The sequence below is a fragment of the Streptomyces sp. Tu 3180 genome (assembly GCF_009852415.1).
GTDB lineage: Bacteria > Actinomycetota > Actinomycetes > Streptomycetales > Streptomycetaceae > Streptomyces.
On sequence record NZ_WOXS01000002.1, the window covers coordinates 7,759,419 to 7,785,314 of the forward strand.

The window sequence follows — 25,896 nt, forward strand, 5'->3', positions numbered from 1 at the left end:
GGAGGAGCGGTACCTCATGCAACGCGTCTGTTTCCTGCTCAAGGTCCGACAGGACCGGATCGCCGAGTACCGCGAACGCCACGCCGCCGTGTGGCCCGAGATGCGCGAGGCGCTCTCGGCCACCGGCTGGCACAACTACTCCCTCTTCCTGCGCGACGACGGCCTCCTCGTCGGTTACCTGGAGACCGAGGACTTCGAGGCGGCCAGGGCCGGCATGGAGGCCACCGAGGTCAACGGCCGCTGGCAGGCCGAGATGTCCCCCTTCTTCGAGTCCCTCGACGGCTCCCGGCCGGACGAGGCGATGAAACCGCTGACCGAGGTCTTCCACCTCGCCTGACGACGGAGCCCGCGATGAGACGACGCACCCTCCTGGCCGGCGCGCTCCTCGGCACCGCGGCGGTCCCCGCCCCCGCCGCCGGCACCGCCCGGGCCGCCGCGCCCGGCCCGTCGGTCACCCGCACCGGCCGCACCACGCCCGACAGCCGGGCCGTCCACTTCGTGTCCTACGACGGCCTGGTCAACAACAACTCCTTCCAGAAGAACGGCCTGCTCACCCACAAGGGCCACCAGTACGCCGCCTGGTACACCGCGGACCGCAGCGCCGTGGTCGCCCGCCGCGCCCTCGGTGCGAGCACCTGGCAGACCGTGCGGGCCGGCCACACCCTGCGCTACGACGACTCCCACAACGTCATCTCCATGGGCGTGTCGAGGACCGACGGCCGTCTGCACCTCCACATGGACTCCCACAGCGACGGCTTCACCTACGTCAGGTCGGTCGCCGGACTCCTGGACGACCCGACGGGACTGAGCTGGACCGCGAGCCGCTTCGGCGCCCCGCAGTCCACCCTGGACGGACTCGCCCTCACCCGGCAGTTCACCTACCCGCAGTTCGTCGCCACCCCCGAGGGCCGCCTCCAGCTCAGCCACCGGGCCGGCGTCTCCGGCAACGGCCGCAACGCACTGGCCGAGTACGACGGCACGAAGTGGACGGCGCTGGGGGAGTGGACCAGCTCCACCGGCACGTACACCAGTGAGCACGGCTCCTCCACCGCCCGCAACATGTACCTGCACGGCATCGACTACGACCGGAACGGCCGCCTGCACGCCTTCTTCACCTGGCGCGAGCAGAACGGCGCCGTGATGTGCTCCGGCGGCGGCCTCACCAACCACGACACCGGTTACGTGTACTCCGACGACCGCGGCCGTACCTGGCGCAACGACGCGGGCACCGTCGTCGGCAGGACCGGGACCTCCGACCGGGTCTCCGTCACCGACGCGGGACGGGTGGTCGGCCCGCTGAACCCGGACCACTCCCTGATGAACCAGGAGAGCCAGTTCACCGACTCCGCCGGCCGGCCGCACGCGATCATCTCCTACGTCCCCGGCCGCTTCGGCCAGTGCACCACGGACTACGTCGCCGACCGCACGGCGAACGGCCGTGCCTTCCACGTCCGCCGGACCGCCGCCGGCGGCCGGCGGAAGACCGAGATCCCCGTCCCGCTGAACTCCAGCCGGCGCACCAGACTGGTCCTGGACCGGTACGACAACGCCTACGCCGTGTTCCCCTACGGCCGCGTCGCCGCCGCCTCCGCGGCCTCCGGGCACACCGACTGGAAGCTGCTGTACGACGGCGCCGGCCTGAACGCCTTCGGCGAGGTGGTGATCGACGAGACCCGCGTCGCCCAGGACGGCGTGCTGTCGGTCATGTACCAGGAGAAGTCCACCGGTACGACACCCTCGCCCCTGCACGTGATCGACTTCGGGCTGCCCGCCTGACCGTGCCCGCTCAAGGGCGGCGCTGCCGGTAGTGTGATGGCCCGCCGCGTCGCCCCGCTCTTTCTGGAGGTCCCTGTCCGATGGCCCAGTCGGTGGGTATCAAGGACGTCGCCCGCGTCGCCGGAGTGTCCGTCGGCACCGTCTCCAACGTGATCAACCGCCCGGACACGGTCGCCGCCGAGACCCGGGCGCGGGTGCTGTCCGCCATCGACCGGCTCGGCTACGTCCGCAGCGAGTCGGCGCGCCAGCTGCGTGCGGGCCGCAGCCGGATCATGGGCCTGCTCGTCCTCGACATGGGCAACCCCTTCTTCGTCGACGTGGCGCGCGGCGCCGAGCGCGCCGCGCGCCGGGCCGGCCTCGGCGTGATGATCTGCAACAGCGCCCAGAACGCGAGCGAGGAGGCCGAGTACCTCTCCCTCTTCGCCGAACAGCGGGTCCGGGGCGTCCTGCTCACCCCGGCGGACGCCACCGGCCACAACATCGAGGCGTTCCGCCGCCACGGCATCCCCTTCGTGCTGGTCGACCGGGTCGCCGAGGGCACCACCGAGTGCTCGGTCTCCGTGGACGACGTGGCGGGCGGCGCGCTGGCCGTGCGGCACCTCGTCGACGCGGGGCACCGGTCCATCGCGTACGTCAGCGGACCGCCCGGCCTGAACCAGGTCCGCGACCGCCGCATCGGCGCCCTGGACGCCCTCGCCGAGGCCGGACTGGGCCCGGACCGCCTGCGCGAGCTGCCCACCGAGCGGCTCGACGTCGCCGCGGGACGGGACGCCGGCGCCCGCCTCCTGGGCCTCGCCGACCGCCCCACCGCCGTGTTCTGCGCCAACGACCTGCTCGCCCTCGGCGTGCTGCAGGCGATGTACGCGGCCGGGGTCGGCGTCCCCGACGACCTCGCGATCGTCGGCTACGACGACATCGAGTTCGCCGCCGCCGCGGCCGTCCCGCTCACCTCGGTGCGGCAGCCGGCCGTCACCATGGGGGCCATGGCGGCGGAGCTGCTGCTGGAGGAGACGGAGGCCGGGACCGCGGAGAAGCCGCACGAGCACCGGCGGGTCGTCCTGAGCCCCGAGCTGGTGGTCCGCCGCTCCAGTCTGTCGTCCCGCTGACCGGCCGTTCCGGTGGAGAACATGGTGATCCCGGGTTCGTCGACCGGACGAACGTGTGCTGAACTGGGTCGCGGTCCGACAATCCGTCCGTCCCGGGAGCCCCGTTGACCGTCAGCTACCGCCAGCCCGGCGTCGTCCTCACCGACCGCCGCTTCACCGTGCCCCTCGACCACGACGACCCCTCGGGGGAGACGATCGAGCTGTACGCGCGCGAGGTCGTCGCCGGTGACAAGGCGGACGGGGACCTGCCGTGGCTGCTGTACCTCCAGGGCGGCCCCGGCTTCGGGGCGAACCGTTTCATCGGGAAGCAGGCCTGGCTCGGCCGGGCGCTGGAGGAGTACCGCGTGCTGCTCCTCGACCAGCGCGGCACCGGCCACTCCACCCCCGCCAACCGGCAGACGCTCCCGCTGCGCGGCGGCCCCGCCGAGCAGGCCGACTACCTCACCCGCTTCCGCGCGGACTCCATCGTCCGCGACTGCGAGGCGATCCGCCCCGAGGTCACCGGCGGTGCCCCGTGGACCGTCCTCGGCCAGAGCTTCGGCGGCTTCTGCACCGTCGCCTACCTGTCCATGGCCCCCGAGGGACTGGACACCGCACTCGTCACCGGCGGACTGCCCTCCCTGGACGCCCACGCGGACGACGTCTACCGGGCCGCCTACCCGCGCATCGCACGCAAGGTCGCCGCCCACTACGCCCGTTACCCGCAGGACGTCGAACGCGCCCGCCGCATCGCCGACCACCTCCTGGCCCACGAGGTCGTCCTCCCGAACGGCTACCGGTTCACCGTCGAGGCCTTCCAGTCCCTCGGCATCCTCCTGGGCAGCGGCGACGGCAGCCACCGCCTGCACCACCTCCTCGAGGACGCCTTCGTCCGCACCCCGGCGGGACCCGCGCTGTCCGACGCGTTCCAGGAGCAGGTCCAGGGCCTGCTGTCGTACGCCGGCCACCCGCTGTACGCGCTGGTCCACGAGGCGATCTACGCCCAGGACGCCCGTCCCACCGCCTGGTCCGCCGAGCGGGTGCGGGCCGAGTTCCCGCAGTTCGACGCGGCCAAGGCGCTCGCCGGCGACGAACCGCTGCCGTTCACCGGCGAGACGGTCCACCCGTGGATGTTCGACTGCGACCCCGCGCTGCGCCCGCTGCGCGAGACCGCCGAACTGCTCGCCGCCCGCACCGACTGGACGCCCCTGTACGACCCGGCCCGGCTGGCCGCCAACGAGGTCCCGGCCGCGGCGGCCGTCTACCACGACGACATGTACGTCCACACCGCCCACTCGCTGGAGACCGCCCGCGCGATCCGCGGCCTGCGCACCTGGGTCACCGACGAGTTCGAGCACGACGGCGTCCGGGCCGGCGGCCCCCGCGTCCTGGACCGGCTGCTCGCCCTCGCGCGCGGCGAGGTCTGAGCCGGGCCCCGGGCGGTGCCGGGGTTAGTCTGCGGGCATGACCGAGCCGACGACCAGTCAACTCCAGCCCATGCCCGACGATTGGCGGCGCGCCCTGGCCGTCGTGGCCCACCCCGACGACCTCGAGTACGGCTGCGCGGCGGCGATCGCCTCCTGGACCGACGCCGGCCGCGAGATCGCCTACGTCCTGGCGACCCGCGGCGAGGCGGGCATCGACACCCTGGAGCCGGCGGAGTGCGGCCCGCTCAGGGAACGGGAGCAGCGCGCGAGCGCGGCCGTGGTCGGCGTGTCCGCGGTGGAGTTCCTCGACCACCGGGACGGGGTGGTCGAGTACGGCCCCGCGCTGCGCCGGGACATCGCCGCCGCGATCCGCCGCCACCGGCCCGAGCTGGTGATCACCCTCAACCACCGGGACACCTGGGGCGGCACCCACTGGAACACCCCGGACCACGTCGCCGTCGGACGTGCCGTGCTCGACGCGGCCGGTGACGCCGGCAACCGCTGGATCTTCCCCGAGCTGACCGAGCGGGGCCTCGAACCGTGGGACGGGGTCCGCTGGGTCGCCGTCGCCGGCTCCGGCACCCCCACGCACGCCGTGGACGCCACGGACGGGATGGAGCGGGCGGTGCGCTCCCTGCTCGAACACCGGGCCTACATCGAGGCGTTGACCGACGAGGACCCGGAAGCCTACGCACGCGGCTTCCTGACGCAGTACGCCGAGGAGACGGGCAAGCGGTTCGGGGGCCGGCCGGCGGTCGCCTTCGAGCTGTTCCCGCGGTGACGGCGTGAACGACACGGAACTGCTGGCGGAACGCTTCGAGGAGCACCGCGGACACCTCGAGGCCGTCGCCCACCGCATGCTCGGGTCACCGGCCGAGGCGGAGGACGTCGTCCAGGAGGCCTGGCTGAGACTGGGCCGCGCGCACCCGGGCGAGATCGGCAACCTCGGCGGCTGGCTGACCACGGTGACCGGCCGCATCTGCCTGGACCAGCTGCGCTCGCGCACCGCGCGCCGCGAGCAGCCGATGGACGAGACCTTCGTCCCCGACCCGGTGATCAGGCCCCTGCCCCGGACCGACCCGGAACAGGAGGCGCTGCACGCCGACTCGGTGAGCGTGGCCCTGCTGGTGGTCCTGGACAGGCTGGAGCCCGACGAGCGGCTCGCGTTCGTCCTGCACGACATGTTCGCCGTGCCCTTCGACGACATCGCACCGGTCGTGGAGCGCAGCGCGGCCGCCACCCGGCAGCTCGCCAGCCGGGCCCGCCGCCGGGTGAGGGACGCGACCCCTCCGTCGGAGCCCGACCTCGGCCGGCAGAGGGAGGCCCTCGACGCCTTCATGGCCGCCGCGCGCGGTGGTGACTTCGAGGCGCTGGTCGCCGTCCTCCACCCGGACGTGGTCCTGCGGGCCGACGCGGGCGCCCTGGTGCGCGGCGCGGCCGGGTCCAGGACGCTCCGGGGGGCGAAGGCGGTGGCCGAGTCGGCGCTCATGTTCGCCCGGTACACCGCGACGGCCCGGACGGTCCTGGTCAACGACGGGATGGGCCTGGTCAGCACGGCCGGCGGCCGCATCCGGTCGGTCGTGTCCGTCACCGTCGCCGGCGGCCGCATCACCGGCATGTACATCCTGGCCGACCCGGAGCGGCTGGGGCGTCTGGAGGTGCCGGACGACGCGGCGTGAACCCGGCCGGCGGACCGGCTCCGGCGTCCGGTCCCCCGGGCCGAACGCCCGCGGCCCGGGGGAGCGCCGTTACGGGACCGCCGGGTTCACCCGCCCGCCCCGCGCACCGGGCGGCGGGAGCCCGAGGCGGCGCCCCCGTCCGTCCGGGGCGCGGCGGGCGCCGTCCGCCGCGCCGGGCGCAGCCGCAGCCCCTGCGGCATCAGCGTGAGCCGCTCGGTCACGCGCAGCCGGTAGCCGGGGTCGGGGGCCAGTTCGTAGCGGCGCAGCAGCAGCCCGAGCACCAGCGTCGCCTCGTGCAGGGCGAACTGCCGCCCGATGCACGCCCGCGCCCCCGTGCCGAACGGCTTGAAGGTGTGCGGGGGGCGGGACCGCACCGCCCGCGCGTCGAAGCGGTCCGGGTCGAACCGCTCGGCGTCCGCGCCCCACACCTCGGGGTCCCGGTGCAGCATCGGCGTCAGTACCAGCGTCCACGCGCCGCGCCGCATCGGATGCTCCCCGGCGAGCACGGTGTCCTCCCTGGCCTCCCGGGCGAAGGCGGGCGCCGTCGGCCACAGCCGCAGCGACTCGTCCAGCACCCGGCGGACGTAGCGGAGCCTGGCCACCTGCTCGTAGCCCGGCGCCGCCGTGCCGCCCCAGACGCGGTCCACCTCGGCGCGGGCGCGGGCCGCGACGTCCGGATGCCGGGAGAGGTGGTGCAGGGCGAAGGAGAGGGCGCCCGAGGTGGTCTCGTGGCCGGCGACCAGGAAGGTGATGACCTGGCGCCGGACGTTCTCGGGCGAGAGCCGCTCGCCGGTCTCCGGGTGGGCGGTGTCCAGCATCCGGTCCAGGAGGTCCCCGTCCCCGCCGCCGCGGGCGCGCCGGGTGCGGACCACCTCGTCGACGATGCGGTGGAGACGGCCGATGTCGGCCGCGTTGCGGCGGTCCGCCCGCCGCAGCAGCAGCGGCGCCAGCGGCGCGGGCACGCTGTTGAGCCGCTGCGCGTACGTCAGGGTGCCCACCATCGCGGTCACGAAGGGGTGCGGCCGGGGCCGCTCGAACGAGCCGAAGTCGTGCCCGAACCCGGTGCGCGCGATCGTCTCCAGGGTGAGCTTGGTCATGTCGCCGGGCACGTCCACCGTCCGGCCCGCCGCGGCCGCACGGTCCCAGTGGTCCGTCAGCCGCTCGGCGACGGCCAGCATCATCGTGTGGTAGCCCGCCATGGCCTCGCGGTTGAAGCCGGGGGCCAGCACGTCGTGCGCCAGCCGCCAGTTGGGTTCGTGGTTGTACGCGGTGAACAGTCCGTCGCCTGCGACCGGCCGGAGGTTGGCGACGCCCAGCCCGACGTGCTTGGCGAACCGGGCCTCGTCGGCGAGATCGGCCACCAGGGCGGCGCCCCACGTGAACACGAACTCCTTGCCGAAGGCGTTCCGCCGGAAGATCGGACCCAGGCGGCGGGCGTACTTCAGCGAGTCCTGGAGCGGCGTGCGCCCGCTCGCCCCGAGCACGTCGCCGAGCAGCGGAAGACGGTACGGCGGGTGCGGAATGCGGTGCAGCTCGGGCCAGCCCGGCTCGGCGCCGCGGAACCCCCTCGGCAGCCCGGCGGATGTCGTCTGTGCCATGGCGCGGTCCCCTTCGGTCCGGCGGGCGATCGGGACGTGTTGTACGTGGGTTCAATAGCGCGGTCCAGTCTGGTCCGGCCGTCGAACCGGCGTCAACTACAGTGCGGGAATGGCCGTGAACCAGGGCGGACGCACGCGCCGCCGGCTCAGCACCGAGGAGCGCAGGGAGCAGCTCCTGTCGGTCGGGGCGCGGTTGTTCTCGGAGAGCCCCTACGACGACGTGTGGATCGAGCAGGTCGCCGAGATCGCGGGGGTCTCGCGGGGGCTGCTCTACCACTACTTCCCGACCAAACGGGACTTCTTCGCGGCGGTCGTGGAGCGCGAGAGCGAGCGGATGCTGCGCATGACGGCGGCGGTCCCCGGCGTCCCGGTGCGCGAGCAGCTCACGGCGGGCCTGGACGCCTATCTGGCGTACGTCGAGGCCCACGCGCACGGCTACCGCGCCTTCCACCGGGCCGACGCCGCGGGGGACCGGGCGGTGCGCCGCGTCTACCGGCGGGCGCTCGCCGCCCAGGAACGGCAGATCCTGGCGGCGCTGGCCGAGGACCCCGAGTTCGGTCCGGTCCTCGGGGCGCGGCCGGACACCCGCCTCGCCGTGCGCGGCTGGCTGGCCTTCACCACCGCCGTCTGTCTGGAGTGGCTGCGCGGCCCGGAGCTGGGCCGGGAACAGGTGCGCGACCTGTGCGCCCGCGCCCTGCTGGGCGTTCTCGCGGACTGAAAGGTTCCGTAAAGATCGCACCGCCCGGTTGGCGCGCACTCCGATCTCCGATAAGTTAGGCAAGGCTTACCTAATAGGAGGTTTCGGGATGGGTGACGACAGGCAGAGCTGGACGGCCGCGCCCGGCGCGGCGGAACGGGCCCGCTCGGTGCTCGCCGCCGCGTGGTCCTGCGCGGTGACCGCCGAGGGCACCCGGGAGGAGTTCGTCGGCGCGCACACCGTGACCGACGACGGACGCGTGCTGCTGCACGTGCCCGAGGACAGCGCCCTGCTCGCCGCCGCGATCTGCGCGCCCCGCGGCGAACCGTCCGCCGTGCTGGAGTTCGCCGACGTCGCACCCGTCCCGGTGCGCAGCAGGATCCGCGCCCGGCTGTGGCTCGCCGGCTGGTTCCGCGTCCAGGACGACGGCCACCTCGCCTTCCGGCCCACCCGGGTGGTGCTGCGCCGGCTGTCCGGCGCGGAGGTCGTCGGCCTCGACGAGTTCGCCGCGGCCGCTCCCGACCCGCTCGCCACCGCCGAGGCCCGGCTGCTGACCCATCTCGCCGACTGCCACGCCGACGCGGTCGAACGGCTGACCCGCCTGGTCGACACCGGCAGCCTGCACGGCGCGGTCCGCGTCCAGCCGCTCGCCGTCGACCGGCACGGACTGACGCTGCGCATCGAACGCGTCCGCGCCGACGGCGACGTACGGCTGCCGTTCCACGCGCCCGCCGACGACGTCGCCGCGCTCACCGAACGCATGCACGTGCTGCTCTCCCAGGCGAGCGCCGCGTCCTGCCCCCGCGCCCTACAGCGGCAGCGCGCAGACCGCGACGGGTGAGGCGAACGGCTCGCCCGCGGACCGCAGTTCACCGCTGTCCTCGTCCACGTGGAACACGCTGACGGTGCCCGACCCCTGGTTCGCCGCGAACAGCAGCCCGCCGTCGGGGGAGAAGGCGATCTGGCGCGGGAAGCCACCGCCCACCGGCACGGTGTCCAGCAGCCTCAGCCGGGCGCCGTCCGCCTCGACGGCGTAGCGGGTGAGACTGTCGTGGCCGCGGTTGGCGAGGTAGGCGTACCGGCCGTTCCCGGCCACCAGGATCTGCGCCGGGTGGCTGGTGCCGGAACCCGTGCCCGTGGACTGCGCCTCACCGATCCGCAGACGTCCCGAGTCCGGGTCGTACGCGCACACCGCGACGGTGTTGTCGACCTCGTTGGCGAGGTAGGCGTACCGGCCCCCGGGGTGGAAGGTGAGGTGGCGCGGACCGGCGCCCGGCCGGGTGCTCGCCCGCGACGTCCCGGTGAGGGTGCCGGCCCCGGTGTCCAGCCGGTACGTGTACACCGTGTCCGTTCCCAGGTCGACGGCGAGGACGTGGCCGCCGTCCGGACCGGTGACGAACTGGTGGGCGTGCGGTCCCTGTTGTCCCGGGCCGGGCGGCGGGCTCGTGTGCGTGACCAGCTCGGTGCGCTCGCCGAGCGCCCCCGAGGCGTCGACGGGGTGCACCGCGACGCTGCCGGAACCGTAGTTGGCGCTCAGCAGCCAGCGCCCCCGCGGGTGCACCGACAGGTGGCAGGGGCCCGCGCCGCCGGTGCTCCGGCTGCCCAGGACCTTCCGGTCGGACAGCCGCACGGCGGTCACCGCGCCGTCCTCGCGCTCGTTCACCGCGTACAGCGTCCGGCCGTCGGGGTGCACCGCCAGGTACGACGGGTCGCCGACGCCGGTGAGGGTGCCGGTGCCGCTGATCCGCCCTGTCGCGCTGTCGTACACGGCTGTCCCGATGCCCTTGCCGCCGCCGTCGGCCGAGGTGTAGGTCCCGAGGTAGAGCGGTCGCGGCCCGGAGGACGGATCGCTCCCGCGCCGCGGACCCGTGCTCGCCGCGGGGGTCCCCGGGGACGGCGGCGCGTCCGCCGGCACGTCGTCGTCGCACGCCGGGAGGGCCGCCGCGGCGGCCGTTCCCGTGAGGGCGCCGACGAAACGGCGCCTGCTCCAGTCAGCCCTGCTCATCCACACGCCCCTCGGGTCGTCGCACGTCCGGTCGCCACGGCCACCCTGGCGTCGATCACCCACCGGGTGCAAGCAGCGCGGGCGCGCACCCGGACCACCGGTCGCCGTCCCCGGTGCGGGCCGGTCACCGGGAACGGTGCCCGGCCCCGGCCCGGTTCCGGCGCCGCGGCCCGATCCGGCCCAGCCAGCCCAGCGTCCGGTCCCGCAGCCGGGTCAGCCGCGGCCGGCGCTCCCGCTGCTCGCTCGTGTGGCGGTCCAGCTCCTCCAGCAGCCGGCGCGAGCGGTGCTCGGTGTCCATCTCGTCGAGGATGCGGTTCACCTCGGTCAGCACCGCGCCGTACAGCTGCCACTGACGGGTGTCCTGCCGGATCTCCTCCAGGAGGAGCTGGGCGAGCTTGTCGCGGGTGGCGGCGGCCTGCCGCAGCTGGGAGGTGAGCCGTTCCTCCGCCGATTCGGCGCTCGCGCTCACGCTGGTGGTCACCAGCACCGCGAAACTGACCACGGCGTCGGCGATCTCGGACAGCAGCTGCTCGATGGCGGCGCCCGTCTCCCGGGAGAACAGGGGCTCGGGTTCGCGTTCCTTGGCGAGGTCGGTGAGGGTGCGCGCGAGCACCCGGAGGACGACGGTGCAGATCTCCAGGGTGTCCAGGCCGGTGCGCAGCACGATCCGGTGCAGCAGCCCCTCGCGGACCCGGGGGTTGAGCCGCAGGCTGTCCTCGGCCTGCCGGAGGTCCTCGTCCACCTCGGCGATGTCGTGGTCGAGCCGCCGCGCCTCGTGCAGGCGGGCCGCCGCCTCGTGGTACGGGGTGCGGCCGGCGGCCTCCTCGCCCATGCGCAGCATCAGCTGCCGCACCCGCCGGGCCAGCCCCTCGATCGACTCGCCGGCCTGCTCCACCCACACCGGCGGGGCGAAGAGCAGGTTGAAGGCCAGCCCCACGGCCGCCCCGATCAGCGTCTCCACCACACGGGCCCAGGCCAGGGCCCCGTGCGCGGTCACACCGAGCACCAGCATCGCGCTGATCGCCACCTCGGCCACGAACTCGTGCGCCCGCACCAGGTGCCCGACGCCCAGCGCCGCCAGGATCACCAGGGCCAGGCTCCACCAGCTCAGACCCACCACCGCGCTGAAGGCGATGGCGACCAGCACACCGGCCACCACGGAGTTCACCCGGCGGACGCTCATCTTGAGCGTGGCGTACAGGGTGACCTGCACGACCAGCAGCGCGGTGAGGGGCGCGGTGAGCGGCGGGGCGTCGTCGGGGCTCAGCCGCACCGCGATCACATAGGCGATCGACGCCGCGGCGGCCGAGCGCACCGCCTGCACGGCCATGGGATCCCGGTGCCACTTCACCAGGCGCGCGACGGACGCCGCGGTTTCACGTACATCCAGCATCCTGGGGCTGTTCCCCGTCCCCAGGCGCATCGAACGTATTCGGACAGTCCGGTAACCGGACGCAGGCGGCCGGGCCCGTTCCCACCCGCCGTGCGCCGCCGGCCGTACCGCTGCCGGTCGGGCGCGGTGCGCGAGCGGGCACCGCGGAAAACCCCCGGGGGAGGGCCGGTGGTCGCCCGCGCCCCAGGTCGGGGGGCCACCGCAGGGCGCCGGGACCCGGCGGCGCGGCAGTCCCGGATCACGGAACGGCACCGGATCGCAGCCGTCATGCCCCTGTTCGTCATCCCGGCGCGGTGACGGCGGGTACCCCGGCCGCGGCGGCGCGGGCTGCGGCCGGGCCCGCCCGGGTGGCCGAATCGGCCACCCCGGTCGTCGCGGCCCGGACCGGGCCGCACCCCCCGCGCGCCGTGGAACCGGGCGGCGACACCCGCGATCCGCCTCCCCTCGGAGCGCACGGCCGGCGACGCGCGCACCGTGCGCCCCCCCGGCGGCCCCGTGCGGTCCTCCGCCACGGGTCGGCCGCCCGGTCGCCGCACCCGGAACCGGACGGGCCTACACCTTGTCGAGGAAGGCGAACAGGTTGGCCCGCGTGCGGGCGATCTGCTCCTCCAGGGTGAGGCTCTCCTCGAAGCGGGCCCCGGTCTCCGGGATCTTCCTGCCGCGCAGGTAGAGGGAGCAGGCGAGATCGGTGCACATGTAGGCGCCGACCGAGTTGCCCTCGCGGCCGGCCGGACCCGCCTTGCGCGCGGTCATCAGCGAGACGCCGCCGCGCGGATGGGTCGTCAGGCACAGCGAGCACATGCTGCGGTGCAGGAAGCCGCGCTGGGCGGGCTGGAACCGCATGGCCACCCCGACGAGGCGGTCCTCGCGCTCGGTGACGAGGTAGCTCCGGTCGGGCGCGCCCGGATCGCGCCAGCCCAGGAAGTCCAGATCGTCCCAGGGGAGCTCACCCAGGTCACGGGGTACGGCCAGACGCCTGGCCTCGCCCTTCGAGCAGTTGATGAAGGAGGCGCGGACGTCCTGCTCGGTGAGCGGTCTCATGGGGTTCTCCCGGTGTGGTCCTGCGAAACCTAGGAGGTCTAGGTTTCTGGGTCAGGGTAAGTACCCGGCGGGAGGGGGCCAGTGATTTTCCGTCAGGGCCGCGCACCCGGGCACTGGACCCGGGAAGACGGGCCCGCGTTCCGTACGCTGTACCGCAGTGGCCGAGGGGGAGGGGTGCGCACGATGGGGGACTCCTGGGTCCGGGCCCGGCACGCGCTCGCGGCGGCGGGGCTGCCGCCCGGGGCTCTCACCGGGGTGCGCCCGCTGGCCGGAGGCACCTGCAGCACCGTCGAGGAACTCGTCCTCGCCGACGGCGGCCGCTACGTGCTGAAGATCCCGCCCGCACCCGCCACGCCCGGCCTGCGGTACGAGCGGCGCCTCCTCGTCTCCGAGGCCGCGTTCTGCGCCGGCGCCGCCGAGGCCGGGGTGCCCGCGCCGCGGGCCGTCTCCGTCGGCGACGACGACGGCGCACCGCATCTGCTGATGACCGCCTGCCCGGGCGAACCCTGGACGGAGGCGGTGCCGGCCGACGGGGAGCGGGCGGACCTGCGCAGGGAGCTGGGCCGGCAGGTGGCCCGCCTGCACCGCGTGACGGGTCCCGGGTTCGGCTACCCCTCCGGCGCCCTCGGCCCGCTCGCCCCCGACTGGCGGACCGCTTTCACCGCGATGGCCGACGCGGTCCTCGCCGACGCCCGCCACTACGGCGCCCGGCTGCCCCGCCCCGTCGACGAGGTGGCCGGTGCGATCCGTGCGGCGGGTCCGGCGCTCGACGAGGTCACCGTGCCGGCCCTCGTGCACTTCGACCTGTGGCCGGGCAACATCCTCGTGACCCGTTCGGCGGCGGGCCGGGCGCGCGTCGGCGGACTCGTCGACGGGGAGCGCATGTTCCGGGACGACCCGCTCGCCGACTTCGTCTCCCTGGCGCTGCTCGGTGACATCAGGGAGGACGAGGCGTTCCTGGCCGGGTACCGGGAGGCCGGGGCCGGGCCGGGTTCGACGCGCGGGCCCGCGTGCGGCTCGCCCTCTATCGCGCCTACCTCTACCTGATCATGCTCACCGAGACGGTGCCGCGGGCATCCGGGGACGACCACGAGCGCCGGGTCCGGACCACCGTCGCCCCGGAACTCGAGGCCGCGTTGGACGAAATGGCCGGACCCTGTTAGTTCACATCATGAAATAAGGGGGGGAGAAAGTCGCGCCCGGTCGGTCCGCGGCGGTATGTTGCAGGTCGGACAGGGTTTCGGAAGGAGCCACATGGCGGGGCGGAACGGGCGCACGGTGCGCGACCTCAGGCGGGCCAACCGTACGGCCGTGCTGCAACGGCTCTACTTCGACGGCCCGCTCAGCCGCTTCGAGCTCGGCCCGGCGACCGGGCTCAGCTCCGGGTCCGTGAGCAACGTCGTCGCCGATCTCGTCGCCGACGGCCTGGTCGAGGAGGCCGGCAGCGTCGACTCCGACGGCGGGCGTCCGCGCACCCTGCTGCGGGTCGCGCCGGAGAGCGGCCACATGATCGGGGTCGACGTGGGCGAGACCCGGGTGCGCGTCGAACTGTTCGACCTGACCCTCACCGAGCTCGCCCGCGCCGAGCTCCCGCTGGAGCAGCAGCGCTACGAGGTCGAGGTCATCGTCGACCACATCCGCTCCGGCGTCGCCGGGGTGCTCGCCGCCGCCGGCCTCGCCGCCGAGCGGCTCCTCGGCGTCGGCATCGGCGTCCCCGGCATCGTCGAGCGCACCGCCGACCGGGGCGCCGTCGTGCACGGGCAGACCATCGGCTGGGACGCGATTCCCCTGGAGTCCCTGCTGCGCGGCGGATCCCCGCTGCCCGACACGGTGCCCTACTTCATCGACAACGGCGCCAGGACCCTCGGCCAGGCCGAGATGTGGTTCGGCGCCGGGCGCGGCGCCCGCAACGCCCTCGTGGTGCTCTTCGGCTCCGGCGTCGGCGCCTGCCTCGTCACCCCCGAGGTGGAACACGGCCGAGCGGTCGAATGGGGCCACCTGACCGTACGGGTCCGCGGGCGCCGCTGCCGGTGCGGCGCGCTCGGCTGCCTGGAGGCGTACGCCGGGGCCGAGTCGCTGCTCGCCCGGTGGCGCGAGGAGGGCGGCAGCGTGCCCGAGGCCACGGACGAGGAGACGGCGCTGACCGCGATGCTCGCCGCCGCCTACCCGTCCGACGGCACCGCCGCCGACCCGGTCGCCCTCGCCGTGCTGGAGGAGACCGCCGAGTACCTGGGCGCGGGCCTGTCCGACCTGATCAACCTCTTCCAGCCGGAGCGCATCCTGATGGGCGGCTGGGCCGGCCTCCAGCTCGGCTCCCGCTTCCTGCCGGCCGTGCGCAGGCACGCCCTGTCGTACGCGCTGCGCCACCCGGCCGAGAAGGTGACGATCGAGCTGGGCAGCCTGGGGCCCGACGCGGTGACCGTCGGCGCCGCGATCCTGCCGCTCGCCGACTTCTTCGCCCGCGGCGGACGGCGCTCCGACCCGGGCCCCGAGTCCCCGCCGCCCGCCTGGCGCACGGCGCTCCAGGAGCGGGTGCCGCGCTGAGGTTTCGCCGGTCACGGCGGAGGTACCCGCCCGGGTCCGTACGAACGAAGGGAGCCGTCGTGACCGACCACCGCCTCGAGGGACCGGGCGAGAACGGCGAGGGCATTCCCCGCGACCTGCCCGACCAGCAGGCCGGCGCCGGTGAGGATCCCTGGGAGGTCGCGCCCGCCGCCGCGGAGCGGGAGAGCGAAAAGGCGTCCGGCGAGTCCGCCGGGCCCGACGTCCCCGACACCGACGAGGCCGGCACGGGCCGGCAGGGCGCCCCGGGCCCGGCCTCCGGCGACGCGGAGGAGCCCACGCCCGACGAGTCCTCGGCGTAGCCCGGGCGGGCCCGGGCGTCCGGCCCGGGCCGTCAGCCCGCCTTGCGGCCCCGCATCGGCTCCGTGGCCGCGCCCGCGCCCTGCCGCACGCCCTGCAGGAACTCCTCCACCACCTCGGTGGCCGTACGCGTCGGCCGCCAGCCCAGTTCCGTACGCGCCCGCGTGCAGTCCATCAGCGGCAGCCTCAGCACGGCGTCGAACAGGTGCGGGGAGGCGGGCAGCAGGTGCAGCCCCCAGGCGGCGGCGATCGCCGAGCGGGCCGCGGTGCGCGGCAGCCTGACGCGGCGGGTGCCGAGCATCTCGCCGAGCAGTTCCGCGTCGACCGGCGGCTCCGCGGCGAGGTTGTAGGCGTCCCGGGCGTCGGCGGACAGCACCGCCAGCCGGTAGGCGTGGGCCGCGTCGTCGGTGTGCAGCGCCTGCACCCGCAGCCCCGGGACGTCGGGGAGGAAGGGCAGCAGGTCGGGCCGCGCCAGCGGGCCCGGCAGGAAGCGTCCGCCGAAGATGCGGCGCTGCTCGCTCGCCGACTCCCGCTTGAAGAGGAACGCGGGCCGCATCCGCACCACCCGCATGTCCGGGTGATCGCGCTCGAAGGTGTCCAGGGTCCGCTCCAGGTAGGCCTTCTCGCGGCAGTACGCGGCGTCCGGCCAGCCGTGCGTCGGCCAGGACTCGGTCACCGCGTGGTCCTTCGAACCCGGTGAGTACGCCCCGACCGACGAGGCGTGCACCAGCACCGGCACCCGTGCCTCCGCCGCCGCGTCGAACACCCGGATGCTGCCGAGCACATTGGTGCGCCAGGTGGTCGCCGGGTCGTGCGTCGGCTGGAACGCCCAGGCCAGATGGATCACCGCGTCGGCGCCCGTGAACTCCTCCACCAGGTCGAACCGCCGGGAGGCCAGGTCCACCGCCGACCACTCGGTCTTCGGCGGCGACCACTCGGGGATCCGCCGGGCCAGCCCCCGTACGGACCCGATCTCCGGCTCCTCCGAGAGCACGCGCACCACGCTGGTCCCGACGTTGCCGGTGGCGCCCGTGACGACGACCCTCATGCCCGTTCCGCTGCCCACTTCCGCTCCTCTCGGCCGATGCTCCCGCGGGGCGGACCGGGTACCCCTCCTGCCCGGCGCAAAAAGAGGCCCCGACCGCGACGGGGGGATCGCGGTCGGGGCGGTCGTGGGGTGGGCGCGGAGGGCGGTCGCCTCTCGGCGAAAGGCTCCACAGGGCTTCAGCCGAACGATCGTCCCTGTGGGCGGAAGGTGAGGCCCGGGGACACTGTCCCCTCCGCACCCACGGCTTGTTCAACGGGAGACCACCCCCGGGTGTTCCACCCTTCCGCCCCTTATGGGGTGATGTGCGTCACCCGTCCCGCGGCACCGTGCGGCCCGGTCCTTCCGGCCCCGGGGCCGTACGGCCTCACCGGCCCCGGGCGTCGGGGTCGAGCTCGGCCCAGAGGTTCTCCGCCTGGAGCAGCAGCGTGCCCAGGACGGCCGTCCGCGCGGCGCCCCGCCCGGCCTGTTCCCGCAGCCCCTCCTGAAGCCTCTCGTGGAGTTCCCGCATCACCGACTCGGTCCGCTCGTCCAGGCGGGCGTCCGGCGGCCCGCCGCCGTCCAGCAGGCGCTCGGTCTCCGCGTGGCAGGTGTCGCCGAGCAGGTCCAGCAGCTCGGCGTAGCAGCGCAGGACCTCCGCGTCGGGCGGGGTGGGGGTGCGGTCCTCGTCGGCGGCCACCGCCAGGGTGCGGACGAGCGCCGCGATGTGCCCGGAGACACGGCCGAACCGCTCGTCCTCGTCCTCCGGCGGCAGGGCCGCGGTCGGCGCCCGGTGCAGGGCGCGCAGCGCGCCCGAGGTCAGCCGCAGGCTCTCCTTGCTCCAGCCGCGGGCCGAGCGCAGCGCGTCCACGCGGCCCTGCAGCCGGGCCGAGGCGTCCAGCCAGCCCGCGGCGGTCTGCGCGTCCCACTCGCCCTCGTGCAGGTCCCCGGCGACGGTCCGCAGCACGTCACCCGCCTCCCGGGCGAGCGCCGCCAGGTTCTCCCGCACGTCCCGCAGATGGATCGGCGGCAGGACGAGCGCGTTGACGGCCACGCCGATGAGGGCGCCGAGCGCCGCCTGCCCCAGCCGGTGTCCCACGGCGACCGCGCTCACCGTTCCCGAGGCGATCGTGAACACCGCCGTGGTGGCGGCGTAGATGCCCTGGTCGCCGAAGCGGGGCCAGTTCGACAGCAGCATCAGCACCGGCACGGACAGCGCCAGGGCCCACGTCGTGTCGTCGGTGATCGCCTGGGCTCCCGAGGCGACCAGGGCCCCGACGCAGATCGCGGTGAACTGCCGGGCCGCCTGCACCAGCGAGCTGTACACGGTGGCCTGCACCAGGACCAGCGCCACCCAGGGCGCCATCAGCGCCATCGGGTCGCCGAGCCAGACCTGCGCCACCAGCCAGGCGAGCAGCGCCGCCGCGGCGGCCTTCAGCGACTGGACGATCAGGTCCCGCTCCCGCCCGGGCCCCTCCAGGACGGCGCGCGCCGCCCGGCCGACGGCCAGCGCGTCCCGCCGTGCGGCGTCCGCCACCCGCGACACCGGAGCCACTTGCCGTGCGGTCTTCCCCAGCCGTATCTCTTCCCTCACACGCGTCATGCGCTGCGGGTATCCCGGGCGGGCGGGGCCCCATGCCCCGCGACCCCACACGTGTGCGACCTCATGCCAGGGGGCTGTCCGGCAGGGAGGCGAGGAGATGGGCCGGGTCGTCGTAGACCGCGTCCGCGCCGGCCTCCTCCAGGTCGGCGCGCGGAATGCCGCCGCACAGCACCCCCACGCAGCGCACCCCGGCGCGGCTGCCCGCGCGCATGTCCCAGACGGTGTCGCCGACGAACACCGCGCGCTCCGCGGGCACCCCGGCGAGTTCCAGGGCGTGCTCGACGGGTTCCGCCGAGGGTTTGCCCCGGTCGACGTCGTCGGCGCTCGCCGTGGCCGTGATCGCCGCGTCCGCGTTGATCGCCCGGCGCAGCGCGCTCAGCTCGGCACCGCCGGCCGAGGTGGCGAGCACGACCTTCCAGCCGTCCCGGTGCAGCCGCTCGAGCAGCCGGCCGGCGTCCGGCAACGCGGGCAGCCGGTCGAAGTACTGCCCGTACAGCGCCTTGTGCGCGGCGCTCAGCTCCTCGTCGCGGTCCCGGTCCCGGTCCTCGCCCAGCAGATGGGCGACCAGGTCGGAGGAGGGCAGGCCCACGGCCCGGTGGACGGCGTGCATCGGCACCCGGTGGCCCGCCTGCCGGAAGGCCTCCCACCACGCCGTCACGTGGAGGTGGTTGGTGTCGACCAGAGTGCCGTCGACGTCGAACACGGCCGCCCGTTCCATGGTGTGGTCCCTTCGTCTCCTCACGAGCCGCACGGGTACCACTCCAGCCGCCCGCCACGCCGGCAGCCCCTCCAGGGCCCGGGCGGCGCCCGCAGCTCCCGCCCGCTCCGGCGGGAACGCGATCCGGTCCGACGTCCCGAAGGGACCCGTCGCCGTCTCCCGGCTCCGGAGTTCCGCGGCGCGCGTACGGCCGCACGGTGGAAGCGCGGTTTGTCCGGTACGCGCCCGGGTACTGCGATGCGACGTTCCACCCCGTACGGATCAGGAGGCCCGCATGTCCGCTCCCACCGCCCCCAGCAGCAAGGTCGCCGTGATCACCGGCGCCGACTCCGGCATCGGCCGGGCCACCGCCGTGCGCCTGGCCGCCGCGGGCATGGACGTCGGCATCACCTGGCACAGCGACCACGAGGGCGCCGAGCGGACGGCCGAGGAGGTCAGGGCGCACGGGCGGAGGGCGGAGGTGGCGCAGATGGACCTCACCCGGCTGCCCGCCGCCGCGGACACCGTCGACGAGCTGTGCGCACGTCTGGGCCGTGTCGACGTGCTGGTCAACAACGCCGGTACGGGCACGATGACGCCCTTCCTCGAGCTGGAGCCGGAGAAGGTCCGCGAGGTCCTGGACGTCGATCTGGTCGGCCCGTTCCTGTGCGGGCAGAAGGCGGCGCGGCACATGATCCGGCAGGGCGGCGGGGGCCGCATCGTCAACGTCACCTCCGTCCACGAGCACCAGCCCCGGGTGGGCGCCGCGCCGTACTGCGCGGCCAAGGGCGGCCTGGGCCTGCTCACCCAGGTGATGGCGCTGGAGCTCGCCGAGCACGGCATCACCGTCAACGCGGTCGCCCCGGGCGAGATCGCCACACCCATGACCGGCCAGGAGGACACCGATCCGCACACCGAGAGCCGCCCCGGCGTCCCGCTCGGGCGGCCCGGCGACGCGCGTGAGGTCGCGGCCGTCATCGCCTTCCTCGCCGGACCCGACTCCTCGTACGTCACCGGCGCGTCCTGGACCGTGGACGGCGGCATGCTCAGGATGGGCCCGCAGGCCGGTTCGCACCTGACGAGCGACGACTGGCGGCGGCCCTGAGGGACGCGGGCCCCGGGGTGCGGCCCGGGGGCCGTGACACCGCGTTCGCGCGGCTCGCGCTCTACCCTCTAGGCATGACCGAAAGCGCGAGCCCGTACATGTCGCACCCGCGGATCATGGTGCTCGGGGTGCAGCCCGGGACGCCGCCGTTCCGGATCGTGGAGATCGACGGACAGGTGGTCGGCGAGGCCAAGGCCGTCACCGATGTGCTGCAGGCCGCCGCCGCGTTCGGGATCACGGTCCACGACCTGGACGACCCGGACGTGGTCCGCTGGGTGGGCGGGGACAAGTTCACCTGGACCGTGCACTAGGACGCGCTCCGAAAGCGGAACAAGGCCGGGCAGGCAATGGGCCCCGGTGGTGTTCGCCCCTGAACTGCGGCGGACGCGGCCAGGACGACCAGGCGCGCGGTCGCGCAGGACGCGGAGCGCCTCACCGCACTGATCCGGGAGCCCGGCGCCTGCCGGGGCCGGGGGAGGACCGGGGAAGTACGCCCCGATCGTCCCCGGTTCCGGGTCACCGCCGACCGCACGGCCCGGCACCGGGTTCTCGTGGCCGTCGACGGCCCGTCCGGTCGGCCGCCGGTGCGCGGTCCGGAACGGGCCGGGTCCGTCGGGACGACCGACCGGCCCGTCGAAGGGACACGGCCGGGACAGCGGCCGACCGCCCGGGCCCGTCCGGCTGACGCCGCGGGGCGAGAACGTCACCGGTCCTGTCCGGCCCCGGCGGACGAGGGCGATCCGGGACGGCAGCGGTGCAACCGGATCGAGCGCCCTCCCGCGTGCCCGGTTCTCGAACAGCCCCTCGGCCGTCTCGACGGCGGACACCGCCACGGGCACCTTCAGGTCACCGCCGCTCCGGGTGTTCCACAGCGCCCAGCCCTCGGAGCCTGGCTCGACGCCGATCCGTCCCCGCGCCTCCTCGTAGGCTCCCTCCACCCCGGCCGGCATGGCCCCGGGCTTGGACACCGAGGCTCCGGCGAGGCGGACCAGGGCGGCCCTCCGTACAGCCGTCGCCCTCGAAGCGGGTAGTGGCGCGGAGCCCGGGCAAGCACGTTCACGCTGCGCCGGAGCGGTGCCGCCGTACCGCGCGCGCGGTGCCCGGGCGCGGTGACGTGCGCGGGCCCGCGGTCACTGCTTCGGCCTGCGCGCGTGCACGGCCCGGCTCATCCGCCGCCCCACGAGCAGGTAACCGATCAGGGCCCCGCAGGTGTTCAGGATGACGTCGTCGATGTCGAAGGCGCGGCCCGTCACCAGGACGCCCTGCGCGCACTCCACCAGCAGCATCACGACGGCGGTCAGCGCGAGGATCCGCAGGAACCCGCGCGTCCGCGGTGCGACGACCGGTGCGAGGACGCCGAAGGGCACACCGAGCAGGATGTTGCCGCCGACCTGGCGCACGGCGTCGCGCAGCGCGGGCTGGTCGAGATAGGCCCGCAGCGAGCGGCCCGGATGCAGGTTGGTGTGGGTCAGCGCCTCCGAGGCGGGGGAGGGCTGCAGCGTGAGCCGGGCCAGGACCACCGCGAAGACGACCATGAACGCGAACGCGCACAGCATCGCCAGCAGCCTCAGCGGCAGGGGGAGCGGACGCCGCTCGCTTTCGTCCCCGGCTCCGCGCCCGGGCGGGCGGGAACGCCGGCGCACCTGGGAGTGCGGATGTGGGGCGGCACGGGACATTCGGTCCTCCAGTCGTCTGCTTCGTCGTGTGGTGCGCCGGTCGCCCGGTCAGTCGCCGTAGGTGACCCGTACCTTCTCGAACCCCAGGGAACGCAGCAGGCCTTCGAGCATCTCCGTGGTGTTGGCCTCGGCCCGCGCGGTCAGCCCGCTCTCCCGCGCGGCGTCGCCGATGTGCCGCACCGCGAGTTTCTGCACGGCCTGTTCGCCGTTGGGATTGTCCGAGAAGAGGTCTCCGAGGCGGTCGAGCAGGCCGCGCTGCTTGGAGACGGCATAGGAACGCTCGGGGTCCAGCGCCGGGGTGCCCAGGCGGGCGTGGGGCAACCGCAGCGTGGCGGACGTACGGTCGTCGTCGACCCGCACGTCGTCCTCGTCCAGCTTGCCGAGGTCGACGTAGGCGTCGACGGTGCCCGCGCCCACGTACAGCGTGCGGCTGCCGCGGACCGCGTCGGGCAGGAACCGGGCGTCCTTCTCCAGGTCCACCACGACCTGGAAGTTCCCCGAGGCCGCCTCGTAACGGCTGATGTCCTGGACGGACTCCAGCAGCGCGGGGCCGGAGCGGTCGTGGGTCTGAGTGCCGAAGAGGTCCTTCAGCCCCGGCAGCACACTCAGCCGGATTCCGGCGAACAGCACGGCGAGCAGCACCACCAGTGCGATCAGCGCCTTCACCCAGCCCGGGACGCGGGTGGGGAGACCCCTGAGGGGAGTCGTCATGGCGGCGAACCTCCTTCCTCCTGTCCGGATGCCCCTCAGCAACCGGGCCAGACAAGGAACTTGGAGGAGGCGGGACATCGCCGGAAGCATGGAGGGCGCACGCTCCGCACCACGGGCGCGGGAGCGGCGGACCGGAACCGGGTCCGGGCCGGCGGCACGGGCCTCCCGGCCGATCCGATCGTGCGAGGAGCCGGCCGTGCGCGACACCGCCGCGTTCCGCCGTCGGCGGGGCGGCCGGGAGGGACGTCATCGTCCTGGACGACGAGATCGCCGAGGGCGGCACGGCGCCCGGACCGCTCGGGCGGCTGCGGGAACCGGGCCCCCGCTCCCTCCGGGTGGAGCTCCCGCCGTCACACCGGACCGGACGTGGACTCGGGCTGTCCCAGGGCGGCGTCCAGCGTCGGGCGCGGGGGCAGCAGGCGGGTCAGGCCGGTGATCCGCAGCATGCGCAGGGTCAGCGGGTGGGTGCAGACGAGACACAGGCGGCCCTGCCCGGCCAGGACCCGGTGCCGGGCCCGGAACAGCAGGCGCAGGCCGGAGCAGTCGAAGAACTCGATCCCGGTCAGGTCGATCACGATCCGGGCGTCCGGGGCCGCCGTCGCCGCGTCCAGGTGCGGGGCGATCTCCTCGGCCGCGGCGATGTCGATCTCGCCGCGGAACTCCAGCACCGTGTGTCCCCGGTCCTGGCGGACGCGCAGATGCCGGGTCAGCGGCGCAGGTTCGTACCGCACGACGCCATCGCCTCCAGCCTGCTCCGTACATGAGGGCGGGGATCGGCTCCAACACCGTTCCCCGTCCTGCAAGTTACCCTCGATCGAGGGAATCTGAGCATGTTCGATTGACATATGTCTTCGAATTGCGACCGAGTTCTTCCAAGGTTTCACGGGGCGCGTGCGCGGTGCGGGTACGGGCAGGGGCGCGGGTACGGAGGGTCCGGTCCCGTCCGTACCCGCTCTCCGGCGGCGGTCAGTCGATCACCAGCACCAGCTTCCCCGTGGTCCGGCCGGTCTCGCCCCGGCGGTGCGCCTCGGCGGCGTCGGCGAGCGGGAACGTGTCGGCGACCGTGGCGCGCAGCCGGCCCTCCTCGACCAGCCCGGCGATCGCCCGCATACCGGTGTGATCGGCGTCCACCAGCATGCGCACCGCCCGGACCCCGAGCCGTTCGGCCTCCTCGTGGAACTCCGGGGACCCCACCGGCAGGATCGACACCACGATCCCGCCCGGGCGCAGCACGCGCAGGGAACGCAGCGCGTAGTCGCCGCCGATCGTGTCCAGCACCACGTCGGCGTCCTTCACCACCTCGGCGAAGTCCGTCTCCCGGTAGTCGACCGGCTCGTCCACGCCGATGCCGCGCAGGAAGTCGTGCTTGCCCGCGCTCGCCGTGCCGATCACGTGCGCGCCGCGCGCCTTCGCGATCTGCACGGCCACATGACCGACCCCGCCGGCCGCCGCGTGGATCAGCACCCGCTGCCCCGGCCGCAGGTCGGCCCGCTCGACCAGGGCCTGCCAGGCGGTGAGCGAGACCAGCGGGAGCGCGCCCGCCTGGACGTGGTCGACGCCGGCCGGCTTCCGGGCGAAGGCGCGGGCCGGAGCGGTCACGTACTCGGCGTGCGAGCCGTGTCCGAACGGGTAGGGCAGCATGCCGAAGACCTCGTCGCCGGGCTCGAACAGGGCGACGCCGATGCCCACCTCCTCCACCACTCCGGAGACGTCCCAGCCGAGCACGAACGGCGGAGCGCCGAGGAACCCGCCCGTTTCGCGGTGCTTCCAGTCGGTGGGGTTGACCCCCGCCGCCCGCACCCGCACCAGTACCTCGTTCGGGCGCGGCGCCGGGCGCGGGAGCCGTACTTCCTTCAGGACCTCGGGACCGCCGAGGACGTCCTGGCCGATGGCTCGCATCGTGTTGTCGTTGCTCATGCCGTCCAGCCTGCCGGGCCGGCCGCTGATCGGGTAGTGGCAAGATTGCCGCCCTCCGATAAGATCGTGCCATGCGGCAGACCAAGCGCGCGGCACCCCGCACCGAACGGGTCGTGGTCCTCGCCCTCGACGGCGTCTATCCCTTCGAGCTCGGCATCCCCGCCCGGATCCTCGGCGCCGCCGACGGCCGGTACGAGGTGCTGACGTGCACCGTCGACGGGCGGCCGGTGCGCAGCAACGCCGACTTCGGCATCACCGTCGACCACGGCCCCGAGGTGCTGGCCACGGCGGACACGGTCGTGGTCGCACCGGTTTCACCCGACCGGGTGACCGACGGACTGCCGGGCGAGATGGCGGCGGCCCTCGCGCTCATCCGTCCCGGGGCGCGCATCGTCTCCATCTGCACCGGTGCCTTCGTGCTCGCCGCGGCCGGTCTCCTCGACGGGCGGCGGGCGACCACCCACTGGCAGCTCACCGGGCTGTTCCGGCGCATGTACCCGCACGTCGAACTCGACCCGGACGTCCTCTTCGTCGACGACGGCCGGATCCTGACCTCCGCCGGAGCCGCGTCCGGGGTGGACGTCTGCCTCCACCTCGTCCGCGAGGACCACGGCAGCCGGCTGGCCAACGCGGTCGCCCGGCGCTGCGTCGTCCCGCCGTTCCGGGACGGCGGCCAGGCCCAGTACATCGAACAGCCCGTCCCCGAGCAGGGCGCCACGAGCACGGCGGCCACCCGCGCCTGGGCGCTGGAACGCCTCGGCGAACCACTGGTGCTGGCCGACCTCGCCGGCCACGCCCGGATGAGCCGGCGCACCTTCGCCCGCCGCTTCCACGACGAGGTGGGCCTCAGCCCCGGCCGCTGGCTGATCCAGCAGCGCGTCGCCCGGGCCCGGCACCTGCTGGAGTCCAGTGACCTGACGGTGGACCAGATCGCCGGCCGGGTCGGCTTCGCCACCGGCACCTCGCTGCGCCGGCACCTGCACGCCGCCATAGGGGTGTCGCCGCAGGCCTACCGCCGTACGTTCCGGACGGCATGCTGAACGAGACGAACTCCGTTGCCGCGCAGGGGACTCGAGCCGCGCAGCCCTCCCCGGAGCCACCGGGTGCGGGACCCGACTGAATCCGGCGAGCGGGGATAGGCGTCACCTACCGGGCGGGGCAGGAGCGCCCCGCGCCCCGGACCCTGCGGAGGAGACATGGCACTGGTGACTGCGGGCGTCGTGGTGCTCGACTGCGCCGAACCCGAGAAACTCGCCGCCTTCTACAAGGAGCTGCTGGCGGCGGAGGAGGTCGAGGCCCATGCCAACCGGGTGGAGATCCGGGCCGCCGGCGGCTTCCGCCTGGCCCTGCGCCGTGACGTCAACGCGACCCCGCCGAGCTGGCCCCGCCCGGAGAACTCCCTCCAGGCGCACCTGGAGTTCGTGGTGGACGACCTGGACGCGGTGGAACGCCGGATCGTGGGCCTCGGCGGCCGCCCGATGGAAGCGGGCGACGCGTCCGGCCCCACGGAGGAGCGGGGCTACGCCGACCCGGCCGGCCACTCCTTCACGGTCCGCCGGGGAGCACCGACGGCGCCCAAACAGGGATGACCGACAGGGAC

Annotated in this window: 25 protein-coding genes and 2 pseudogenes; 16 read left to right on the forward strand and 11 right to left on the reverse strand. The window is 74.5% G+C overall.

Going from position 1 to position 25,896, the window contains the following annotated elements:
• Positions 1-16: 16 nt before the first annotated feature.
• The 6 genes from GL259_RS34915 to GL259_RS34940 all read left to right on the forward strand — a co-directional run bounded on the left by GL259_RS34915 (position 17) and on the right by GL259_RS34940 (position 5,967).
• Positions 17-337 carry an L-rhamnose mutarotase gene (locus tag GL259_RS34915; protein ID WP_159537448.1) on the forward strand — a complete coding sequence of 107 codons (321 nt, stop codon included), beginning with the start codon at positions 17-19 and terminating at the stop codon, positions 335-337.
• Between the two features lie 14 nt (positions 338-351).
• Positions 352-1,776 carry a BNR repeat-containing protein gene (locus tag GL259_RS34920; protein WP_159537450.1) on the forward strand — a complete coding sequence of 475 codons (1,425 nt, stop codon included), beginning with the start codon at positions 352-354 and terminating at the stop codon, positions 1,774-1,776.
• An 80-nt stretch (positions 1,777-1,856) separates the two neighbouring features.
• A complete protein-coding gene (locus tag GL259_RS34925; protein ID WP_159537452.1) occupies positions 1,857-2,882 on the forward strand; it encodes a LacI family DNA-binding transcriptional regulator in 1,026 nt (341 codons plus the stop codon).
• Positions 2,883-2,986: 104 nt separating this feature from the next.
• Complete coding sequence (locus tag GL259_RS34930) at positions 2,987-4,288, forward strand: alpha/beta fold hydrolase (protein ID WP_159537454.1); 1,302 nt, start codon at positions 2,987-2,989, stop codon at positions 4,286-4,288.
• A 37-nt stretch (positions 4,289-4,325) separates the two neighbouring features.
• Positions 4,326-5,069, forward strand: coding sequence for a PIG-L deacetylase family protein (locus GL259_RS34935; RefSeq protein WP_159537456.1), 744 nt, complete (start codon positions 4,326-4,328; stop codon positions 5,067-5,069).
• Positions 5,070-5,073: 4 nt separating this feature from the next.
• Complete coding sequence (locus GL259_RS34940) at positions 5,074-5,967, forward strand: sigma-70 family RNA polymerase sigma factor (protein WP_159537458.1); 894 nt, start codon at positions 5,074-5,076, stop codon at positions 5,965-5,967.
• A gap of 86 nt (positions 5,968-6,053) precedes the next feature.
• On the opposite strand, the gene GL259_RS34945 is transcribed toward GL259_RS34940, so the two are convergent.
• The gene (locus GL259_RS34945) at positions 6,054-7,565 is read right to left on the reverse strand and encodes a cytochrome P450 (RefSeq protein ID WP_159537460.1); all 1,512 of its coding nucleotides are present in this window, start codon (positions 7,563-7,565) and stop codon (positions 6,054-6,056) included.
• Between the two features lie 109 nt (positions 7,566-7,674).
• Between GL259_RS34945 and GL259_RS34950 the strand changes: the two genes are divergently transcribed.
• The gene (locus tag GL259_RS34950; protein ID WP_159537461.1) at positions 7,675-8,283 is read left to right on the forward strand and encodes a TetR/AcrR family transcriptional regulator; all 609 of its coding nucleotides are present in this window, start codon (positions 7,675-7,677) and stop codon (positions 8,281-8,283) included.
• An 88-nt stretch (positions 8,284-8,371) separates the two neighbouring features.
• Entirely contained in the window at positions 8,372-9,103 is a 732-nt protein-coding gene (locus GL259_RS34955; protein ID WP_159537462.1) for a DUF2470 domain-containing protein, read from the forward strand.
• On the opposite strand, the gene GL259_RS34960 is transcribed toward GL259_RS34955, so the two are convergent.
• The 3 genes from GL259_RS34960 to GL259_RS34970 form a co-directional block, all read right to left on the reverse strand.
• The gene (locus GL259_RS34960; protein WP_159537463.1) at positions 9,071-10,267 is read right to left on the reverse strand and encodes a lactonase family protein; all 1,197 of its coding nucleotides are present in this window, start codon (positions 10,265-10,267) and stop codon (positions 9,071-9,073) included. The two genes, GL259_RS34955 and GL259_RS34960, sit on opposite strands and share 33 nt — an antisense overlap.
• Before the next feature lie 124 nt (positions 10,268-10,391).
• The gene (locus GL259_RS34965; RefSeq protein ID WP_159537464.1) at positions 10,392-11,660 is read right to left on the reverse strand and encodes an FUSC family protein; all 1,269 of its coding nucleotides are present in this window, start codon (positions 11,658-11,660) and stop codon (positions 10,392-10,394) included.
• A gap of 552 nt (positions 11,661-12,212) precedes the next feature.
• Positions 12,213-12,701, reverse strand: coding sequence for an FBP domain-containing protein (locus GL259_RS34970; RefSeq protein ID WP_159537465.1), 489 nt, complete (start codon positions 12,699-12,701; stop codon positions 12,213-12,215).
• A gap of 183 nt (positions 12,702-12,884) precedes the next feature.
• Here GL259_RS34970 and GL259_RS34975 point away from each other — a divergent pair.
• The 3 genes and pseudogenes from GL259_RS34975 (at position 12,885) to GL259_RS34985 (ending at position 15,565) form a co-directional block, all read left to right on the forward strand.
• A pseudogene (locus GL259_RS34975) lies at positions 12,885-13,864 on the forward strand (aminoglycoside phosphotransferase family protein).
• Between the two features lie 91 nt (positions 13,865-13,955).
• Positions 13,956-15,245 (forward strand): ROK family transcriptional regulator, encoded by a 1,290-nt coding sequence (locus tag GL259_RS34980; RefSeq protein ID WP_159537466.1) that lies wholly within the window; start codon positions 13,956-13,958, stop codon positions 15,243-15,245.
• Between the two features lie 59 nt (positions 15,246-15,304).
• Positions 15,305-15,565, forward strand: coding sequence for a hypothetical protein (locus GL259_RS34985; protein ID WP_159537467.1), 261 nt, complete (start codon positions 15,305-15,307; stop codon positions 15,563-15,565).
• 32 nt (positions 15,566-15,597) lie between these two features.
• On the opposite strand, the gene GL259_RS34990 is transcribed toward GL259_RS34985, so the two are convergent.
• From GL259_RS34990 to GL259_RS35000, 3 genes are all read right to left on the reverse strand, one after another.
• Entirely contained in the window at positions 15,598-16,629 is a 1,032-nt protein-coding gene (locus GL259_RS34990) for an SDR family oxidoreductase (RefSeq protein WP_159537468.1), read from the reverse strand.
• A 346-nt stretch (positions 16,630-16,975) separates the two neighbouring features.
• A complete protein-coding gene (locus GL259_RS34995; protein ID WP_243762483.1) occupies positions 16,976-18,190 on the reverse strand; it encodes an aromatic acid exporter family protein in 1,215 nt (404 codons plus the stop codon).
• A 61-nt stretch (positions 18,191-18,251) separates the two neighbouring features.
• Complete coding sequence (locus tag GL259_RS35000) at positions 18,252-18,908, reverse strand: HAD family hydrolase (RefSeq protein ID WP_159537469.1); 657 nt, start codon at positions 18,906-18,908, stop codon at positions 18,252-18,254.
• A gap of 274 nt (positions 18,909-19,182) precedes the next feature.
• On the opposite strand from GL259_RS35000, the gene GL259_RS35005 reads away from it, so the two are divergent.
• Together GL259_RS35005 and GL259_RS35010 are read left to right on the forward strand one after the other, a co-directional pair.
• Positions 19,183-19,992, forward strand: a complete 810-nt coding sequence (locus GL259_RS35005; RefSeq protein ID WP_159537471.1) for an SDR family oxidoreductase — start codon at positions 19,183-19,185, stop codon at positions 19,990-19,992.
• 74 nt (positions 19,993-20,066) lie between these two features.
• Complete coding sequence (locus tag GL259_RS35010) at positions 20,067-20,303, forward strand: hypothetical protein (protein WP_159537473.1); 237 nt, start codon at positions 20,067-20,069, stop codon at positions 20,301-20,303.
• An 819-nt stretch (positions 20,304-21,122) separates the two neighbouring features.
• Here the strand turns inward: GL259_RS35010 and GL259_RS35015 are convergent.
• Positions 21,123-21,668 carry a VanZ family protein gene (locus tag GL259_RS35015; protein WP_159537475.1) on the reverse strand — a complete coding sequence of 182 codons (546 nt, stop codon included), beginning with the start codon at positions 21,666-21,668 and terminating at the stop codon, positions 21,123-21,125.
• 48 nt (positions 21,669-21,716) lie between these two features.
• A complete protein-coding gene (locus GL259_RS35020) occupies positions 21,717-22,379 on the reverse strand; it encodes a DUF4230 domain-containing protein (protein WP_159537477.1) in 663 nt (220 codons plus the stop codon).
• A 215-nt stretch (positions 22,380-22,594) separates the two neighbouring features.
• Here GL259_RS35020 and GL259_RS39145 point away from each other — a divergent pair.
• Positions 22,595-22,717: pseudogene (locus GL259_RS39145) on the forward strand (ribose-phosphate pyrophosphokinase); the annotation flags it as partial.
• 12 nt (positions 22,718-22,729) lie between these two features.
• Here the strand turns inward: GL259_RS39145 and GL259_RS35025 are convergent.
• Complete coding sequence (locus GL259_RS35025) at positions 22,730-23,110, reverse strand: anti-sigma factor antagonist (protein ID WP_243762484.1); 381 nt, start codon at positions 23,108-23,110, stop codon at positions 22,730-22,732.
• 235 nt (positions 23,111-23,345) lie between these two features.
• On the reverse strand, positions 23,346-24,296 hold the full coding sequence (locus tag GL259_RS35030) for an NADP-dependent oxidoreductase (protein ID WP_159537481.1): 951 nt from the start codon (positions 24,294-24,296) through the stop codon (positions 23,346-23,348).
• Between the two features lie 71 nt (positions 24,297-24,367).
• Between GL259_RS35030 and GL259_RS35035 the strand changes: the two genes are divergently transcribed.
• Together GL259_RS35035 and GL259_RS35040 are read left to right on the forward strand one after the other, a co-directional pair.
• Positions 24,368-25,336, forward strand: a complete 969-nt coding sequence (locus GL259_RS35035) for a helix-turn-helix domain-containing protein (protein WP_159537484.1) — start codon at positions 24,368-24,370, stop codon at positions 25,334-25,336.
• A 156-nt stretch (positions 25,337-25,492) separates the two neighbouring features.
• On the forward strand, positions 25,493-25,885 hold the full coding sequence (locus GL259_RS35040) for a VOC family protein (protein ID WP_159537486.1): 393 nt from the start codon (positions 25,493-25,495) through the stop codon (positions 25,883-25,885).
• The last annotated feature ends 11 nt before the right edge of the window (positions 25,886-25,896 follow it).

Bases quoted from the DNA above. Each gene is read 5' to 3' on its own strand.
- GL259_RS34915 (WP_159537448.1), top strand. From the start codon at position 17: ATGCAACGCGTCTGTTTCCTGCTCAAGGTCCGACAGGACCGGATCGCC.
- GL259_RS34920 (WP_159537450.1), top strand. From the start codon at position 352: ATGAGACGACGCACCCTCCTGGCCGGCGCGCTCCTCGGCACCGCGGCG.
- GL259_RS34925 (WP_159537452.1), top strand. From the start codon at position 1,857: ATGGCCCAGTCGGTGGGTATCAAGGACGTCGCCCGCGTCGCCGGAGTG.
- GL259_RS34935 (WP_159537456.1), top strand. From the start codon at position 4,326: ATGACCGAGCCGACGACCAGTCAACTCCAGCCCATGCCCGACGATTGG.
- GL259_RS34945 (WP_159537460.1), bottom strand. From the start codon at position 7,565: ATGGCACAGACGACATCCGCCGGGCTGCCGAGGGGGTTCCGCGGCGCC.
- GL259_RS34950 (WP_159537461.1), top strand. From the start codon at position 7,675: ATGGCCGTGAACCAGGGCGGACGCACGCGCCGCCGGCTCAGCACCGAG.
- GL259_RS34955 (WP_159537462.1), top strand. From the start codon at position 8,372: ATGGGTGACGACAGGCAGAGCTGGACGGCCGCGCCCGGCGCGGCGGAA.
- GL259_RS34960 (WP_159537463.1), bottom strand. From the start codon at position 10,267: ATGAGCAGGGCTGACTGGAGCAGGCGCCGTTTCGTCGGCGCCCTCACG.
- GL259_RS34965 (WP_159537464.1), bottom strand. From the start codon at position 11,660: ATGCTGGATGTACGTGAAACCGCGGCGTCCGTCGCGCGCCTGGTGAAG.
- GL259_RS34970 (WP_159537465.1), bottom strand. From the start codon at position 12,701: ATGAGACCGCTCACCGAGCAGGACGTCCGCGCCTCCTTCATCAACTGC.
- GL259_RS34980 (WP_159537466.1), top strand. From the start codon at position 13,956: ATGGCGGGGCGGAACGGGCGCACGGTGCGCGACCTCAGGCGGGCCAAC.
- GL259_RS34995 (WP_243762483.1), bottom strand. From the start codon at position 18,190: ATGACGCGTGTGAGGGAAGAGATACGGCTGGGGAAGACCGCACGGCAA.
- GL259_RS35000 (WP_159537469.1), bottom strand. From the start codon at position 18,908: ATGGAACGGGCGGCCGTGTTCGACGTCGACGGCACTCTGGTCGACACC.
- GL259_RS35005 (WP_159537471.1), top strand. From the start codon at position 19,183: ATGTCCGCTCCCACCGCCCCCAGCAGCAAGGTCGCCGTGATCACCGGC.
- GL259_RS35010 (WP_159537473.1), top strand. From the start codon at position 20,067: ATGACCGAAAGCGCGAGCCCGTACATGTCGCACCCGCGGATCATGGTG.
- GL259_RS35015 (WP_159537475.1), bottom strand. From the start codon at position 21,668: ATGTCCCGTGCCGCCCCACATCCGCACTCCCAGGTGCGCCGGCGTTCC.
- GL259_RS35020 (WP_159537477.1), bottom strand. From the start codon at position 22,379: ATGACGACTCCCCTCAGGGGTCTCCCCACCCGCGTCCCGGGCTGGGTG.
- GL259_RS35030 (WP_159537481.1), bottom strand. From the start codon at position 24,296: ATGAGCAACGACAACACGATGCGAGCCATCGGCCAGGACGTCCTCGGC.
- GL259_RS35035 (WP_159537484.1), top strand. From the start codon at position 24,368: ATGCGGCAGACCAAGCGCGCGGCACCCCGCACCGAACGGGTCGTGGTC.
- GL259_RS35040 (WP_159537486.1), top strand. From the start codon at position 25,493: ATGGCACTGGTGACTGCGGGCGTCGTGGTGCTCGACTGCGCCGAACCC.